At 72.1% G+C, this 14,559-nt stretch carries 12 protein-coding genes; 8 read left to right on the top strand and 4 right to left on the bottom strand.

Going from position 1 to position 14,559, the window contains the following annotated elements:
• Positions 1-213 precede the first annotated feature (213 nt).
• The 5 genes from OIE74_RS01910 to OIE74_RS01890 all read left to right on the top strand — a co-directional run bounded on the left by OIE74_RS01910 (position 214) and on the right by OIE74_RS01890 (position 5,023).
• The gene (locus OIE74_RS01910; RefSeq protein ID WP_329377689.1) at positions 214-678 is read left to right on the top strand and encodes a hypothetical protein; all 465 of its coding nucleotides are present in this window, start codon (positions 214-216) and stop codon (positions 676-678) included.
• The gene (gene crtI, locus OIE74_RS01905) at positions 675-2,279 is read left to right on the top strand and encodes a phytoene desaturase family protein (protein ID WP_329377687.1); all 1,605 of its coding nucleotides are present in this window, start codon (positions 675-677) and stop codon (positions 2,277-2,279) included. Before OIE74_RS01910 ends, crtI begins: the two co-directional genes overlap by 4 nt.
• Entirely contained in the window at positions 2,276-3,298 is a 1,023-nt protein-coding gene (locus OIE74_RS01900; protein WP_329377685.1) for a phytoene/squalene synthase family protein, read from the top strand. Before crtI ends, OIE74_RS01900 begins: the two co-directional genes overlap by 4 nt.
• Positions 3,295-4,302 carry a DUF5914 domain-containing protein gene (locus tag OIE74_RS01895; RefSeq protein ID WP_329377684.1) on the top strand — a complete coding sequence of 336 codons (1,008 nt, stop codon included), beginning with the start codon at positions 3,295-3,297 and terminating at the stop codon, positions 4,300-4,302. Before OIE74_RS01900 ends, OIE74_RS01895 begins: the two co-directional genes overlap by 4 nt.
• 271 nt (positions 4,303-4,573) lie before the next feature.
• Entirely contained in the window at positions 4,574-5,023 is a 450-nt protein-coding gene (locus OIE74_RS01890) for a DUF6234 family protein (RefSeq protein ID WP_329377681.1), read from the top strand.
• A gap of 10 nt (positions 5,024-5,033) precedes the next feature.
• Here the strand turns inward: OIE74_RS01890 and OIE74_RS01885 are convergent, their stop codons facing one another.
• The 4 genes from OIE74_RS01885 to OIE74_RS01870 all read right to left on the bottom strand — a co-directional run bounded on the left by OIE74_RS01885 (position 5,034) and on the right by OIE74_RS01870 (position 10,469).
• The gene (locus OIE74_RS01885; protein ID WP_329377679.1) at positions 5,034-6,605 is read right to left on the bottom strand and encodes an FAD-dependent oxidoreductase; all 1,572 of its coding nucleotides are present in this window, start codon (positions 6,603-6,605) and stop codon (positions 5,034-5,036) included.
• Positions 6,602-7,315, bottom strand: coding sequence for a class I SAM-dependent methyltransferase (locus OIE74_RS01880; protein WP_329377677.1), 714 nt, complete (start codon positions 7,313-7,315; stop codon positions 6,602-6,604). Before OIE74_RS01880 ends, OIE74_RS01885 begins: the two co-directional genes overlap by 4 nt.
• Positions 7,316-7,370: 55 nt before the next feature.
• A complete protein-coding gene (locus OIE74_RS01875; RefSeq protein ID WP_329377675.1) occupies positions 7,371-8,576 on the bottom strand; it encodes a lycopene cyclase family protein in 1,206 nt (401 codons plus the stop codon).
• 252 nt (positions 8,577-8,828) lie between these two features.
• Complete coding sequence (locus tag OIE74_RS01870; RefSeq protein ID WP_329377673.1) at positions 8,829-10,469, bottom strand: hypothetical protein; 1,641 nt, start codon at positions 10,467-10,469, stop codon at positions 8,829-8,831.
• Positions 10,470-10,780: 311 nt separating this feature from the next.
• Here OIE74_RS01870 and OIE74_RS01865 point away from each other — a divergent pair, with 311 nt between their 5' ends.
• The 3 genes from OIE74_RS01865 to OIE74_RS01855 all read left to right on the top strand — a co-directional run bounded on the left by OIE74_RS01865 (position 10,781) and on the right by OIE74_RS01855 (position 14,370).
• On the top strand, positions 10,781-11,209 hold the full coding sequence (locus OIE74_RS01865; RefSeq protein WP_329377671.1) for a hypothetical protein: 429 nt from the start codon (positions 10,781-10,783) through the stop codon (positions 11,207-11,209).
• Positions 11,210-11,320: 111 nt separating this feature from the next.
• On the top strand, positions 11,321-13,699 hold the full coding sequence (locus tag OIE74_RS01860) for an APC family permease (protein WP_443075999.1): 2,379 nt from the start codon (positions 11,321-11,323) through the stop codon (positions 13,697-13,699).
• Positions 13,700-13,959: 260 nt separating this feature from the next.
• The gene (locus OIE74_RS01855) at positions 13,960-14,370 is read left to right on the top strand and encodes an RNHCP domain-containing protein (RefSeq protein ID WP_329377669.1); all 411 of its coding nucleotides are present in this window, start codon (positions 13,960-13,962) and stop codon (positions 14,368-14,370) included.
• The last annotated feature ends 189 nt before the right edge of the window (positions 14,371-14,559 follow it).

The raw sequence follows: 14,559 nt of genomic DNA, 5'->3' as shown, positions 1-14,559 counted from the left end.
GGCGACGGCGCGCCGACACCCGGCCGGGGGACGCGCGGCGGTGCGGTGTCACCCGAAGAGGCGCACGATTGACGCGGCTGACCGACGTGCGGCGGACGACCGTGGTGGACTGAGGCGCGCCACCGGAGCTCGCCGGGGACAGCGCGTACGAACTCCCCGTCCGATCCGGATGAACGGTGAACACAGCCGTCCGACACGAGGAGAGGAATCGCGATGCGCGGCAACGGTCCCGCCCCATGTAACACCGCCGGGCCCGCACTCGTCCGGGCCCGCGCTTTCGTGCTCACCGCCGTCCCGGCCGTGCGGGCCGCGTGTCTCCACACCGATGTGTACGGGCTCCGCGCGGCGGACCGCGCCGGTAAGGCCATCCGGCTTCGCGACGACCTGCCTGGCGTCATCAGGGATCCGAGGAGCACCGTCGGCCCCGGCGGCGACACCCGGCAGGGCAGGCCCAACGACCTAGGTCCTGTCCGGCAGATCTTCGCGGGCCCGGAACGCCTGGCACGGCACCTCGCCGCGTTGTCGGAGTCGTGCGAGTACATCCAGTACGAGCACGATCCTCCGCCTTGCGACGCACCGCACCGGACGCCCCGGGCTGATCCACGAAGATCCGCCGGACAGGACCTGGTCGCCCCGGCCCGAGCCCGCGCCGGCATCGGCCGGGGGAGCGGCCGATGAGGACCGTCGACGGGCCGACCGACCATGTCGTCGTGGTCGGTGCCGGGCTCGCCGGGCTCTCCGCCGCGCTGCATCTCCTCGGCGCCGGACGCGCCGTCACCGTCGTGGAACGCGGCACCTGTCCGGGCGGCCGGGCCGGGTACCTCGAACGCGGCGGCTACCTGATCGACACCGGCCCCACCGTCCTCACCATGCCCGGCCTCATCGAGGAGGCCTTCGCCGCCGTCGGCGACAAGCTCGCCGACCGGGTCGACCTCATCCCCCTGCACCCCGCCTACCGGGCCAGGTTCGCCGACGGCGGCGCGCTCGACGTCCACACCGGCGCCGACGCGATGGCCGCCGAGGTCGAGCGCTTCGCGGGCGCCCGTGAGGCGGACGGTTACCGCCGGCTGCGCCGCTGGCTGGAGAAGCTGTACGCGGTACAGATGCGGCGTTTCATCGACGCCAACTTCGACTCGCCGCTGCGACTGCTCCACCCCGACCTCGTGCGTCTCGCGGCACTCGGCGGCTTCGGCCGCCTGGACGCCCGCGTCGGGTCGTTCCTCTCGGACGAACGCCTGCGCCGGATCTTCTCCTTCCAGGCCCTGTACGCGGGAGTCCCGCCCGCCAAGGCCCTGGCCGCGTACGCCGTCATCGCCTACATGGACACCGTCGCCGGGGTCTACTTCCCGCGAGGCGGCATGCACGCCCTGCCCCGAGCCATGGCGGAGGCGGCGGCGGACGCGGGCGCCGACTTCCATTACGGCCACGACGTCACGCGCCTGGAACGGTCGGGCGGGGGAGCCGGAGGCAGATCCGGAAGGGGATCCGGAGCGGGATCCCACACGGGATCGGGCGAGCGGATCACGGCCGTCATCACCGGCCGGGGCGACGACCAGGTACGCATCCCCTGCGATGCGGTCGTCCTCACACCCGACCTGCCGGCCACCTACCGCCTGCTCGGCAGACGGCCCTACCGTACGGTCCCGCTGCGGTTCTCGCCGTCCGCGGTGGTCCTGCACGCGGGCACCGACCGCACCTGGCCCGCGCTCGGCCACCACACCATCTCGTTCGGACAGGCCTGGAAGGGCACATTCAGGGAACTGACCCACACCGGGAGCCTCATGAGCGACCCCTCACTGCTCATTACCCGCCCCACAGCCACCGACCCCTCCCTCGCCCCGCCGGGCCGTCACCTCCACTACATCCTGGCGCCCTGCCCCAACACCCGTACCGGGCCCGGCGCCCAGGAGTGGGCGGACCTCGGCCCCCGCTATCGCGACAGCCTCCTCACCGAGCTCGAACGGCGCGGACTGGACGGACTCGGCGCCGCCATCGAGGAGGAGTGCCTGGTCACGCCCGCCGACTGGGCCGCCGAAGGGCACGCGGCGGGCACGCCCTTCTCCGCAGCCCACACGTTCGCGCAGACCGGCCCCTTCCGCCCGCGCAACCTGGTGCGCGGCACCACGAACGCCGTGCTCGCCGGCTGCGGCACCACACCCGGAGTCGGCGTCCCCACCGTCCTGATCTCCGGCAAGCTCGCCGCCGCCCGCGTCACGGGCACCGGCACCGGCCCCGCCGGCCGGGGGACCGTCCGCGTACCGAAAGGACGGCGCGCATGACCGAACGCGAACTCGACGCCGCCGGCATCGCCGACCCCGCACTGCGCGCCGCCTACGCGCGGTGCCGCCGGCTCAACGCCCGGCACGGCAAGACCTACTTCCTCGCCACCCGCCTCCTGCCGGTGGAACGCCGGCCCGCCGTGCACGCCCTCTACGGCTTCGCCCGCTGGGCCGACGACATCGTCGACGGCCTCGAACACCCCGCCACGACCACCGCCGAGCGGACCGGCCAACTGGATGTACTACAGGCGCGGTTGGAGGACGGGCTGCGCTCGGGCCGCAGCCGCGAACCGGTGGTCGTGGCGCTCGCGCACACCGCGGCGAGCTATGGAATCGACCACCGGCTCTTCACCGCCTTCATGGCCGCCATGCGCAGCGACCTGACGGTCACGGACTACGCAACCTACGACGACCTGTGCGGTTACATGTACGGCTCGGCCGCTGTGATCGGCCTTCAGATGCTGCCCGTGCTCGGCACCGTGGTCCCCCGCGAGGAAGCGGCCCCGCACGCCGCCGCGCTGGGTGTCGCCTTCCAACTGACCAACTTCGTCAGGGACGTCGGCGAAGACCTGGACCGCGGCCGGATCTATCTGCCCGCGGACCTGCTCGCCGCCGACGGGGTCGACCGTGAGCTCCTGGAGTGGAGCCGTACCACCGGCGCCCGTGACCCGCGGATCACCGCCGCGACCAAGGCCGCCGTCGCCCTGACCCGCGGGGTGTACCGGCGGGCGGCGGCCGGGCTCGCCATGCTCGACCCGCTGTCCCGGCCCTGCATCCGCGCGGCGTTCGTCCTGTACGGGGGGATCCTCGACGCCGTCGCCGACGACGGGTACGCCGTGCTGCACCGCCGTGCCGTCGTGCCACGCCGGCGGCGGGCCGCCGTGGCTGTCGACGGTCTCGTACGGGTGGCGGCGGCCCGGACGAGGGTCGTGGCGCGGGTGCCCCGTACGCCGACGGCACCCACGGGCGTACGGCCGACGCGGGCCCGTCCGGGGGCAGTACACGAAAAGGTGGCGTGAGCGCTCGGCCCGCGGGTGGCGGGAGGCGTGGGCGGTACCCGCTGAAGCTGCGCCGGGGTGCCGTCAACTGGGCTCGACAGGAGCCCGGTTGGCGCGAGGCCCGGCCGGGCGTCATCGCCGCCGCGTTGCAACGCGCGCTCGCCCGGCCGTCCGGCAACTGGTACGTCGTCGGGGCCGCCCGCGACATACGCCCCGGCCGCGCTGTCGGCCGGACCGTCGCGGGAGTCGAACTGGTCCTGTGGCGCGACGAGTCGGGGAAGCTGGTGGCCGGCCCGGGTGCCTGTCCCCACCTCGGCGCGCCCCTCAAGGACAGCCGGGTGCACTGCGGCACGCTCATCTGCCACTGGCACGGACTCACCCTGGGCGGTGGGCCGTTCGCGGGCTGGGAGCCCTTCCCCGCCTACGACGACGGGGTGTTGGCCTGGGTACGGCTCGACCTCGCGGGCGGCGGGAGCCCGTTGGACCGGCCGGTCGTCCCGCCCCGGCCCGAGGCGGCCGGATCCGTGGACGCCGTCTACACCGGTTTCGGTGCGTGCGAGCCCGAGGACGTGGTGGCCAACCGGCTCGACCCCTGGCACGGCGCCTGGCTGCACCCGTACTCCTTCGTGGATCTCACGGTCCTGTCGACCCCGGAGGACGGTGACGGTTTCGCCGTGGACGTCTCCTTCAAGGTCGCCGGGCGCGCTGTGGTGCCTGTGCGCGCTGTCTTCACGGCGCCGGAGCCGCGCACGGTCGTCATGCGGATCACGGAGGGCGAGGGCCGGGGCTCGGTTGTGGAGACCCATGCCACCCCGCTGGGCCACGACGACCGGGGCCGCCCGCGAACCGCCGTGGTCGAGGCGGTCGTCGCGTCCTCCGACCGTCCGGGCTTCGCCGCCGCCCGCGCCGCCGCCCCCGCACTGCGCCCACTGATGCGCGCGGTGTCGGGCCGCCTGTGGCGCGACGACCTGGCGTACGCGGAACGCCGCTGGCACCTGCGCAGCACGGGTCGCTTCCCGGGCTAGGCCGTGTCTGACAAATAGCGCCGTGCGCCCGCAGGGCGGGGCGTGCGCCCGCCGCGGAGCGGCTGATGACTCGCCGGTGCGTGCGACCGCAAGGCGGAGGATCGCTCTCGTACTGGGCGTACGTGGGCGACTGACGACAACGCGGCGGGCGTGCGTGCGGGGCGTCGCGCGCCAGGCGGGATTTGTCAGACACGCCCCAGGGCGCGTCCGGACACGGCCTAGGTATCCGTACTCATGCCCCCGCACCGCATCGACCGGCAGTGTGTTCGACATGAATGACCTGCCCGTCGCGCCCCCGGCCTTCGACGGCTCGGTGAAGCCCCGCACGGAGCGCGGCCCCGACATCGGTGCCTCCTGCGCGCTGGTCTTCCTTGAGCTGCTCGCCGTGGCCGTGATCGTCGTTCTGTGGCCCTTCTTCGACCATTTCGACCTCGATCCGGCCACCAGTGTCGATTCAATATCCATCTGGCGCTATCTGCCCGCCCTCGGCGGAGTCGGCCTCGTGGCGTTCGCCGCCGCCGTCATCGCGTCCCGCGCGCGAGCGATCGTGACCGCCGTGAGCCAGGGCGCGATGGCCTTGCTCATCGCTCTCGCCTTCTTCGCCGGAGTCGCCCTCCAGGCCCACGAGGACGCGCGGAATCGCCCCGTTCCCGCGCCGACCGGGCCCGTGGGCTGCCGCAGCGGTGGCGACAACAGCGAGTGCGCGGGGTACGGCGGTTAGCCGGGACCCGTCAGTACCGGGCCAGCCGTACCAGCGCGCGCAGTCCGGGTGACCGGCCCCTGTCCGGTACCGTCCACAGCGTCTGGCCGCGTACGCCCCACCGCTCCAGCAGCGCGTTGGCGGCCAGGAAGCCTGTGGTCGCGGCCCGTTCCATGAGCGCCACCGGCAGGTCCGTACGGACGACGTCGCCCGCCACCACGACGTCCGGGTCGGGCGTACGGACGGTGGGCCGGTCGCCGTAACCGCCCACCGGGAACAGCGGGCAGTCCGACCGCCACTCGTGCCGCGCGTCGACGGTCCGCGCGTTCCGCGTCTCGGGATAGACCCGGTGCAACTGCTCGACCAGCAGCCTCTGTTGGAGATCCCGGTCGGCGCCGGGAGCGACGGCGTACGCGTGCAGCTCGATCACCGAGCCGCCGGTCCGGCTCGCCCACCGCGCGGCCTCGCCCTCCCAGCGGTCCAGCACACTCACGTTGTCGAGCCCGCCGAACCCACTCGTGCCGAGGAAACCCGGCCGGTCGGCGGACACCGGGCGGTCCAGCCACAGCCGCGACACCAGGAACGGCGGGGCCTCGCGCAGCCGCCCGATCCGCGCCCGCCACCCCGCGTCGCACAACTGCGGCGAATCCGCGACCACTTGACGCAGTCCACCGCTGTCCAGCGCGAGCACCACGGCGTCGTACCGCCGTGGCCGACCACCCGCCGTCACCGTCAGTCCACCGCCGGCCGCCGGTGACACCTCCTCCACCGCCTCGCCGGTACGCGACTCGACGCCGTGCCCCGCGAGATACGAGCCCAGCGGCTCCCACAGAGCGGTGGGGAAGGGCGCGTCCGGTACGTCGAAGAGCAGACCCTCGCTCGACCCCAGGAAGTAGATGTGGAACATCAACACCAGTTCGGCCGCGGACAGTTCGGCGGGATCGGAGAAGAAGCTGCGGGAGAACACCTCGAACGCGAGATGCCGCGCCGCCTCCGGAAAGCGGATGCCCGACAGGAAGTCCTGGGCGCTGACCTTGTCCAACTCCTCGTACACCTCGGGCACCCGCACATCGAGAAGCGGCAGCGCGGCCCTCGGATCCATCCGGCCGAGGTCCCGCCATCCGAACGTGGGGCTGAGCGCGACGAATCCCAGGGCGCTCCACGGCGGCGTACGCGGAACGCGCGCGAAACTGTCGTACGCGCCACCGCTGTGCCGGAGCGGATAGTCCGGCAGCCCGGTCAGCGTGCGGAGGCCGGGATCGGCCCTCCGGAGCAGGCCCCGGAGGTTGTAGTACTGCCGGAAGAAGGCATGGAAGCCGCGGCTCATGGTGGCCGCCGAACCGTCCGCCAGCGTGATGGGCCACCCGCCCAGACGCCCGCCGAGGCCCCGCTCGCGCTCGTACAGCGTCACGCCCGCTCCGCGCTCCGCGAGCGCGGTCGCGGCGGCGAGCCCCGCGATACCGCCCCCGACGACCGCGACGGCAGGCGCGTCGGCGCCGAACCGGTCCCGCCCCGGCGCCGGCCGTACCACCCGGGCGCTCCGGTCCCGGCCCCGGCGCGGGCCGGCCCGCTCGCTCCGGCCCAGCCCCTGCCGGGCGGTCACCGCGAGCCCCGTCGGCCCAGGAACGTGTGCGCGATGCCCGTCTGCCAGCCCGGCACCGGCAGTACCCGGACGTCCGCGAACCCGGCGCGCCGCAGCCGGTCGCCGAACGCCGAGGCGGTGTCGAACTCGACGACGCTGCGCCACAGATGACGGTAGAGGTCCGCGTCACCGGCGAGCCGCCCGGCGGGAAGGACGACGCCCTTGCACACGGCCGTCCAGACCGCGCGGTCCACGGCCCGTCCACCGAGCGCGTACTCGTGCACACCGATCCGGCCGCCCGGCGCGAGCAGGGACCGTACGAGGGCGAGTGTCCGGTCCGGGTCGGTGACGTTCCGGAAGAGATACGCGGCGAAGACCGCGTCGAACGGACCGGTGACGCCCGCCTCCGCCAGCCCCTCCACGGGTGCGTGGACGAACGAGACGCCGGTGGGCCACGGCTTGGTGGCCGCTCGCTCCAGCATCCCGGCCGACGCGTCCACCGCGACGATCCCGGCGTGCGGGGCGGCCGTCAGCAGCGCGGCCGTCGACGCGCCGGTCCCGCAGCCCAGGTCGAGCAGCCGGAGCCCGGCGCCACCACGGGGCAGCCGCAGGCGCCGCGCGGAGCGCCTGAGGTGCGCGTGGTAGCCGGGGTTGACGGCGACCAGCCGGTCGTAGGCGAGTGCGGCGTGGTCGAAGGCGGCGGAGAGTTCCGCGTCGTGAAGGAGCGTCATCGGACGGCCGTTTCCTTTCGTTCCCACGTGTCTGACCGGTCTCGTTCCGTGCGTCTCATGAAGCCCCGGCCCGCCGGTGCCGCAGCCACGGCAGTTCGGCGACGGTGCGCAGCATCGGCCCGACCGGGGTGCGCAGGCCGATCGTGAAGTCCTCGTACGGCCGGGTGTCGCCGTCCAGGAAACGGAGCAGCCGCTCCATCGGTACGCGCCGGAACAGCCCCTCGAAGAACGCGGCGCCGTCGACCCGCCCGCTGTCCAGCCCCCGCAGCAGAACGGCGTCCATCGCTCCGGCCCGCGCCGAGTAGGCGGGCGGCGGCTCGGGCACCCGTCCGGCGTGGAACGCGCCGGCGACGGCCCTCGCCTGACGTTGTACCGCTGCGAAGGTGTAGCCCGTCGACGGGCGGGTGGCACCGCCGGCGGTCCCGATACGGAACACCGAACGGCCACCCCGGCGCGGAAAGCGTCCGTCGGTCATCGGGATGACACCCTGCTCGGTCGCGGTCACCTCGAAGGAGCCGAGTCCCAGGACCCGCTCGGTGTACTGCCTGAGCGCCCGCGCGTAGCCCGCGTCGTCCAGCACCGCGCGGGAGAACTCGGTGTATTCGACCAGCGCCTCGTACGCGTTCGTCGGCAGGACGTATCCGAATGACAGTCCGTGCGCGGGCTGCGGGGTCCGGAAGTCCATCAGATCGGCGGTCGCGGGATCGAACACCGGCCGGTCGGTCCGGACGAACCAGCCACGGAAGTGCTGGAGCAGGGTCGTCCGCGCGGGTGGCAGCGCGCGGGGCGGACGTGAGTCGAACACCCAGCGGCCCCGCAGTGTCAGCTCACTCCCGTCTGCGGCGACGCCGGTCACCTCGGCGCCGGTGCCGTGGCCGGATGCCAGGTCCCTGATGTCGTCGACGCGGGCCGCCACCCGGCGCGGCGCCCCGGTCCCGTCCAGCCGCCGGGCCAGGAGGGCTTCGAAGGAGCCGGAACGCAGCATCTTGTAGCGGAACGGAGCGGGCCGCCCGACAGTCGCGGAACCGTCCCGTCCCCGTACGCGCAGCGAGTCCCACTCGGCGGTCAGCGCGCTGTCGAAGTCGCCGGGGGAGGTCTCCCAGAAGCACCAGGTCCGCTCGGGCGGTCTCAAGGGACCGGCAGGAGCGTCGACCAGGGTCACATCGGGAACCGGGTGGCCGGGGGGCGGGGTGCAGAGCCGGTACGCGAGGGAGAGACCGGCCGCACCCGCACCGACGACGATCACGTCCGTCTCCCGCACGACACCTGCTCCTAGCGTCGGTCCGCCGGTCTGCCGGTCTGCCGGTCTGCCGGTCCGTCAGGCCGTCAGCATTCCGCATCGGCACCGGACTTGGACGCAGCGGCGCGTACCGGCCCGGATCCCCGCCTCAACGCGATGCCCCGGGGCCGGTATGCCGGCCCCGGGGCATCGGATGTCGCGTGCGCCGGCCGGTGTTCTCGGGGGAATCCGGCACCCGCGACCGCTCATGAGCGGCCTTTCGACGGACAGGACCTAGACGATCGGCTTCGTCTGGGTGCAGTTCTTCCACTCCACCCACGGCCGCGCGCCGCCGTTCTTCGGCCCCGTGGCGTACGTCGGGTCGCCGGTGATCGTCTGGTTCTTCTCCTCGTGCGTGATGTCGATGCCGAAGAGCTTGAAGCCGAGCGTCACCTGCCCGGCGGAGATGCCGAAGCCGATGCCGAGTGAGGCGTTCCACCAGTCGGTGTTGGCGTTGTAGTCGAGGCGGGAGAGTTTGCCCTTGTCGTGGAGCAGGCGCTCCAGCGGTCCGGCGTCGCTGCCCGGTGCCTCGGCCGCTTCCGAGGGGGTCGGCAGGGCGTCACTGGCGGGGAAGTCGCCGCGTCCGCGCAGCCAGTCCTCGACCAGTTTGCTGTCCCCGTCGTTGTCGAGGACCAGTTCCGCCGACTCCGTGTGGATCTTGGACTCGATCGTGCCGCCTCCGCCGCCGACGTCGATGGTGACCGGGGTGCCGGGGACGTTCGCGCCGGCTCCGCCCTGGAAGCCGGCGCCTTCGCCGTTCTCCTGGCTGGTGGTGATCACCAGCTTCTCCGGGCGGTGCTCCTTGCCGTCCTTCTCCTCCTGGTCGTACGTCGCCGCGTCGTAGGTGACGGCGACCTGCTGCATCCGGGTCGCCTTGCCCTGGGCGAGTTCGCCGCCCTTGGCGTCGACGCTGAAGGTGTAGATGAAGGTGATCTTGCCCGCGTCGGGGCCGGTGTTGGCGCGCATCACCACGACGTCCTCGGTCATGGTGCCGGTCCCGAACTCGCCGGATATGTTGCCGAGATCGGTCGGCTTGCCGTCCTTGTCCTTTCCGCCCTTGCCCTTCGTGAAGGACTTGCCGAAACTGACGCTGCCCGCCGCCTCCGTGCTGGTCTTGGTGATGTCGACGTCCGGCGCCTTCTCGGGCGGCAGGTCGGGCTTCTTCTTGTCGGCGTGGTAGCCGCAGATCATCCCGAGTTCGGAGGACCGGGGTCCGGCCGGGCGCGAGTTGCACTCGTCCTGTGCCTTCAGATACTCGGTGAACTGCTTGGCGTCCTCCAGATTCAGCTCCAGGTCCTTCTGGGGGTCGCCGGTCTTGTTGCCGTTGAACAGCCACTGACCGCCGCTGCCGCTGCCCTTCATATAGCTGCCGCTGAGCGACGCGCTGCCGCCCCAGTCCTTCAGACCGGGGATACCGGCCGAGATGCTCGCGGTGACGCCGCCTCCGGACTCGGTGATCCGCTCCAGGGTGACGGTGCCGTCCGACCACTGCTGGAGTTTGACCTGCTCGGAGCTGCTGATCTTGATGAAGAGGATCTGGACGACGACGGTGGTCTTGGTCTGATCCTGCGAGAGCAGGCACTTCGCGGGCTGGAACGGGTCGCCGGGCGGTCCCTCGGGTATCTCGCCGTCCCCGCCGCCACCCCCGTCCTCGCCCCCGCCGCCCCCGGAGTCACAGCCGTCGCCGCCGTCGCCCGCGTTGACGATCCGGCACACCGCGTCCTGAAGACCCACGGCCGTATCGGCGGGGACCGTCAGCGCCAGGATCCCCGCGACGACCGCGGCGACGACGCCGATCATCGCCACGTACTCGACGCCGCCCTGACCCGTCTCGGCGTACGCGTGCGCTCTGCGACGATGATCATTCCCGTTCATCCGAGCTCCTCGTCCAAGCCTTCGCTGGTTCACTTGTTGGGGCTGGAGGGTAAGGAGTGACCCGGGCCCAGACGCAGGGCCTCAGGGCCCACTCCTGGACCCACTGGGAGAAGGGGCCCCCTGATCGGGCCGTGCACGTGCCCGATACGGGCGTTCGCGGCGTGGGAACGGGCGGGGCGGTGGAGGTGCCGAGGGGGATCGGAGGTTCGGCGAGCCGCGCCGGGGAGAGTTACGGTGGGAAAAACGAGGGCTTCGGGACCGCCAGAGGGTGGCCCGGGCCCAGGAATGTCGTAGGTGAAGAGGTGCTCCGTATGGACGCGGATCGCGCCGAGCGTCTGACCACGCAACTTCGTGACCGCGGAGTCATGGCGCACATGGTGCACGCGGGTGTTTACGAGTTCGGTATCCGGGTCGTCCTCGACGACAAGATCGAGGCGCTGTGGGACATGGACGGAGCGGCGGGCCTTGACGCGGAGATCGTCAACGAGGGAGCCCTGATCGGCTTGGTCCCCCATGTGCCTGGGTCGGAGGACTTCACCGAGGAACAGCTCGTGAACTGCATCGCCACCACGAACTACGCCCTCGACACCCTTCAGCGCCCGGCCGAGCGCAGCTCCGGGCACGAGGCGCCCGCGCAGCCCACACAGCCCGGACAGCCGTCGGAGCGGTCGCCCTCCGTGACTCCTCCGGCCCTTCGGCATCAGCGCCGGGCCCACTGGATCCACCGCGGAAGGTCCTGACCTGTCGGTGACGGCGTGACGGCGGGGCCCTGGCCGCCCGTCGCGAATCCGGCTCGGAACCTCCCGGAGTCACTCCCGCCCCGAAGTGGGGCATTCCGCGAGACTTGCCGCATGTCGGGCACTCACGGTAATACCTCGAACGCGAAGAGCAGGCGGAGTGCGGCGGTGCCTGGCACCACCCCCCTCCGGGCACTCGACGCGCAGCAGTTGGACGTGCTGCGCGGCGTGGGACGTGAGTGGCGGCGGGTGTCGGCGGGCCCCGACGTATGGCGGCGGGCGCTGCCGGTGGACCCGGACCTGGGTGCTCTCCCCACACCGGCCCAGATCACGCCGGCCCGCTTCGGCCGGGTGGTCCCGGTCGCCCCCTTCGGCCCCACGGTGCTGGGCACCTCGCAGCCCCGCCCGGCGCCCGCCCGCCCGGCGGAGGAGGGCCCGCCGGCCACCGTCGACCGCCCCCGGGGCCTGTACCGGGTACGGCGTCTGCTGCTGGGCCCCGCGCTGGCGAGCACGGCCATCGCCCGCGAGCGCATGCGCAAGCTGGTCGCCCTGCCCGTCCTGTCCGCCGACGCGCTCTCCTCCGTCGCGTACGGGCCCGAGGCGATGCTCGCCGTCCTCGTCCTCGCCGGCACCGCCGGCATCGGCTACTCGATCCCCATCGCGGCCACCATCGTCTTCCTGATGCTGGCCATCGGACTCTCGTACCGCCAGACCATCCGTGCCTATCCTCACGGCGGCGGCTCGTACATCGTCGCGAGCGACAACCTGGGGCGCGTTCCGGGACTCGTCGCCGCCGCCGGGCTGATGACCGACTACATCCTGACCGTCGCGGTCTCCATCGCCGCCGGTGTCGCCGCGATCACCTCCGCCCTGCCGTCTCTGGCCGCCTCCTCCGTACTGATCGGCGTCGCCGCCATCGCCGTCCTTCTCGCCTGCAACCTGCGCGGGATCCGGCAGGCCGGCGCCATCTTCGCCGCGCCGACCTACGCCTTCGTGATCGCGATGGTGGCGCTGGTCGCCGTCGGCCTCGCCGACGCGGGCGGCCGGGGCTTCGACCCGGTGCCGCATCCGCCCGTCAACGCCACCGAAGGGCTCGGCATCCTGCTCGTGATGCGGGCCTTCGCGTCCGGCGCGACGGCGATGACCGGTATCGAGGCGATCTCGAACGCGGTCCCCGCGTTCAAGCCCGTCGAGTGGCGCAACGCGCGCACGACGCTGACGTGGATGATCGGACTGCTCGTCACCCTGTTCTCGGGCATCATCGCCCTCGTCCACTTCGACGGGATCCTGCCCCGCTCCGGCGAGACGGTGCTGTCCCAACTCGCCCACAGCAACTACGGTTCGGGCCCGATATACGTCTACACGCAGGCCGCCACCGCCGCCGTGCTGCTCCTCGCGGCCAACACCGCGTTCAACGACTTCCCGCGCGTCCTGTCCCTGCTCGCCCGCGACGACCACGCGCCCCGCCTCTTCGCGCGGATGGGCGACCGGCTCGCCTTCAGCAACGGCATCATCCTGCTGTCGGTCGCGGCGGGGCTGGTGTACGTGGCGTTCGACGGCCGCACCGCCTCACTCATCCCGCTGTACGCGGTCGGCGTCTTCCTCGCGTTCTCCCTGTCGCAGGCCGGAATGGTGGTCCACTGGTGGCGTCTGAGGGACCGTCACTGGCGCAAGAGCCTGGTGTTCAACGCGACCGGCGGGGTTCTCTCCGCGATCGTCCTCATCACGGCGGGCATCACCAAGTTCACCGAAGGCGCCTGGGTCGCGCTCGTGGCGGTCGCGCTGTTCCTCTTCGCCACGACACGCATCCGCCGTCACTACGACACCGTGGCGGCGGCGCTGCGGCTCCAACTGCACGCGATCGAGATCCCGCGCAGGACCATCGCGCCTCGGGTACCCGCGCCGGCCGAGGGCGTCGAGGGCTCGCCCGACCTGCCCGGCTCCGCCGACTCGTCCCACCCGTCCCACCCGTCCGAATCGGCGGATTCGACTGACGGGCGCGAGGTACGGGACCCGGAGGCGTTCCGTGCGGCGGGGGATGAGGCTGGGGATGAGGCGGGGAAGTCGGAGGAGACCGAGGAGGTGCCCGAGGAGGTCCGGCATCTCTCCCTCGTACCGATCGAGACGCTGGACCGCGCCGGTATGCGCGCGCTCGCGTACGCCGCCTCGCTGGAGCAGCCGGTGCTTGTCGTGCATGTCAGCACAGGCGTACGAGAGGCCGAAACCTTCCGTGAGCACTGGCGGTTGTGGGGCGACCATCTGCCCCTCCAGGAACTCGTCTCCCCGTACCGTGCGGTCATCGCGCCCCTGGTCAACTACATCGAAGCCCTGCACCACCAGCGGCCCGACCTCACCCTGACCGTGATCCTCCCGGAGGTCGTCATGCGCCAACGGCGCTACAGCGCCCTGCACGGCCGGACGGCCCCGCGCCTGCGCCGGGCGCTGCGTCCCCTGCGCAAGATCGTCGTCACCTCGGTGCCCTTTCACGTCTGAGAGTGTCAGCGGCCCCTTGCCCGCCCGATATTCGGTTGCCCCGAGGCCCCAGCGGCGGTTTTCATGGCCGGGTACTGCTGGAACGCGACAAGGACGGTGTGTGTATGTGTACGACGCGGACGGAACCGATCTCGTGATCGAGGTGGGTTCAACTCGGCGCTGATCGCGATCAGTTGCCGGGCGAGACGAGCTCCCTCGACGCGAGACGGACATGAGACCCCGTCGTCGTTCCCCGCGTCACCCAAGGAGTCGTACACAGCATGTCCCGTGACAACACGTCGCGTCACAGAAGATCCGGATCCCGCAACACCTCACGGCAGGCACGCGGCGAAGCGCGTGCCGAGTCCTTCCGGTGTCTGCAGTGCGGGCTCGACGTATCGATGAGCGCGATGGGTACCGACCATCGCAACCACTGCCCGAACTGCCTGTGGAGCCGACATCTCGACGACACCCCCGGCGACCGGCAGGCCGACTGCGGTGCGCGGATGGAACCGCTCGCCATCTCCGTGCGAGGTGACGGCGAGTGGGTTCTCGTCCATCGCTGCACGAGGTGCGCGGTGATACACGCCAATCGCACGGCGGGCGACGACAACGTACTCCCGCTGACCCGCCTCGCCGTGCGCCCGCTGGCCCAACCACCGTTCCCCTTCGAACGGTTGAGCAGTCTCTAGCGGGCTTTCTTCGGCCCACAACTTCACACACGGCACCTCCCGGTGCGCAGGCCGCGGCTACTTCTCAGGGTGAAATCACGCCGCACGCCGTTCTGATCTCGGGGGGCGCCGGCATCGGGGCGCCCGGTGCGCAGGCGACGGATACTTCTTTCTGCCAAAGGGGACCCGGGTTCGAATCCCGGCGGCCCG

This window comes from Streptomyces sp. NBC_01716 (assembly GCF_036248275.1).
Classification (GTDB): Bacteria; Actinomycetota; Actinomycetes; order Streptomycetales; family Streptomycetaceae; genus Streptomyces.
Note: the sequence above shows the minus strand (reverse complement) of the source record. Positions and strands in the feature narration are given on the sequence as shown.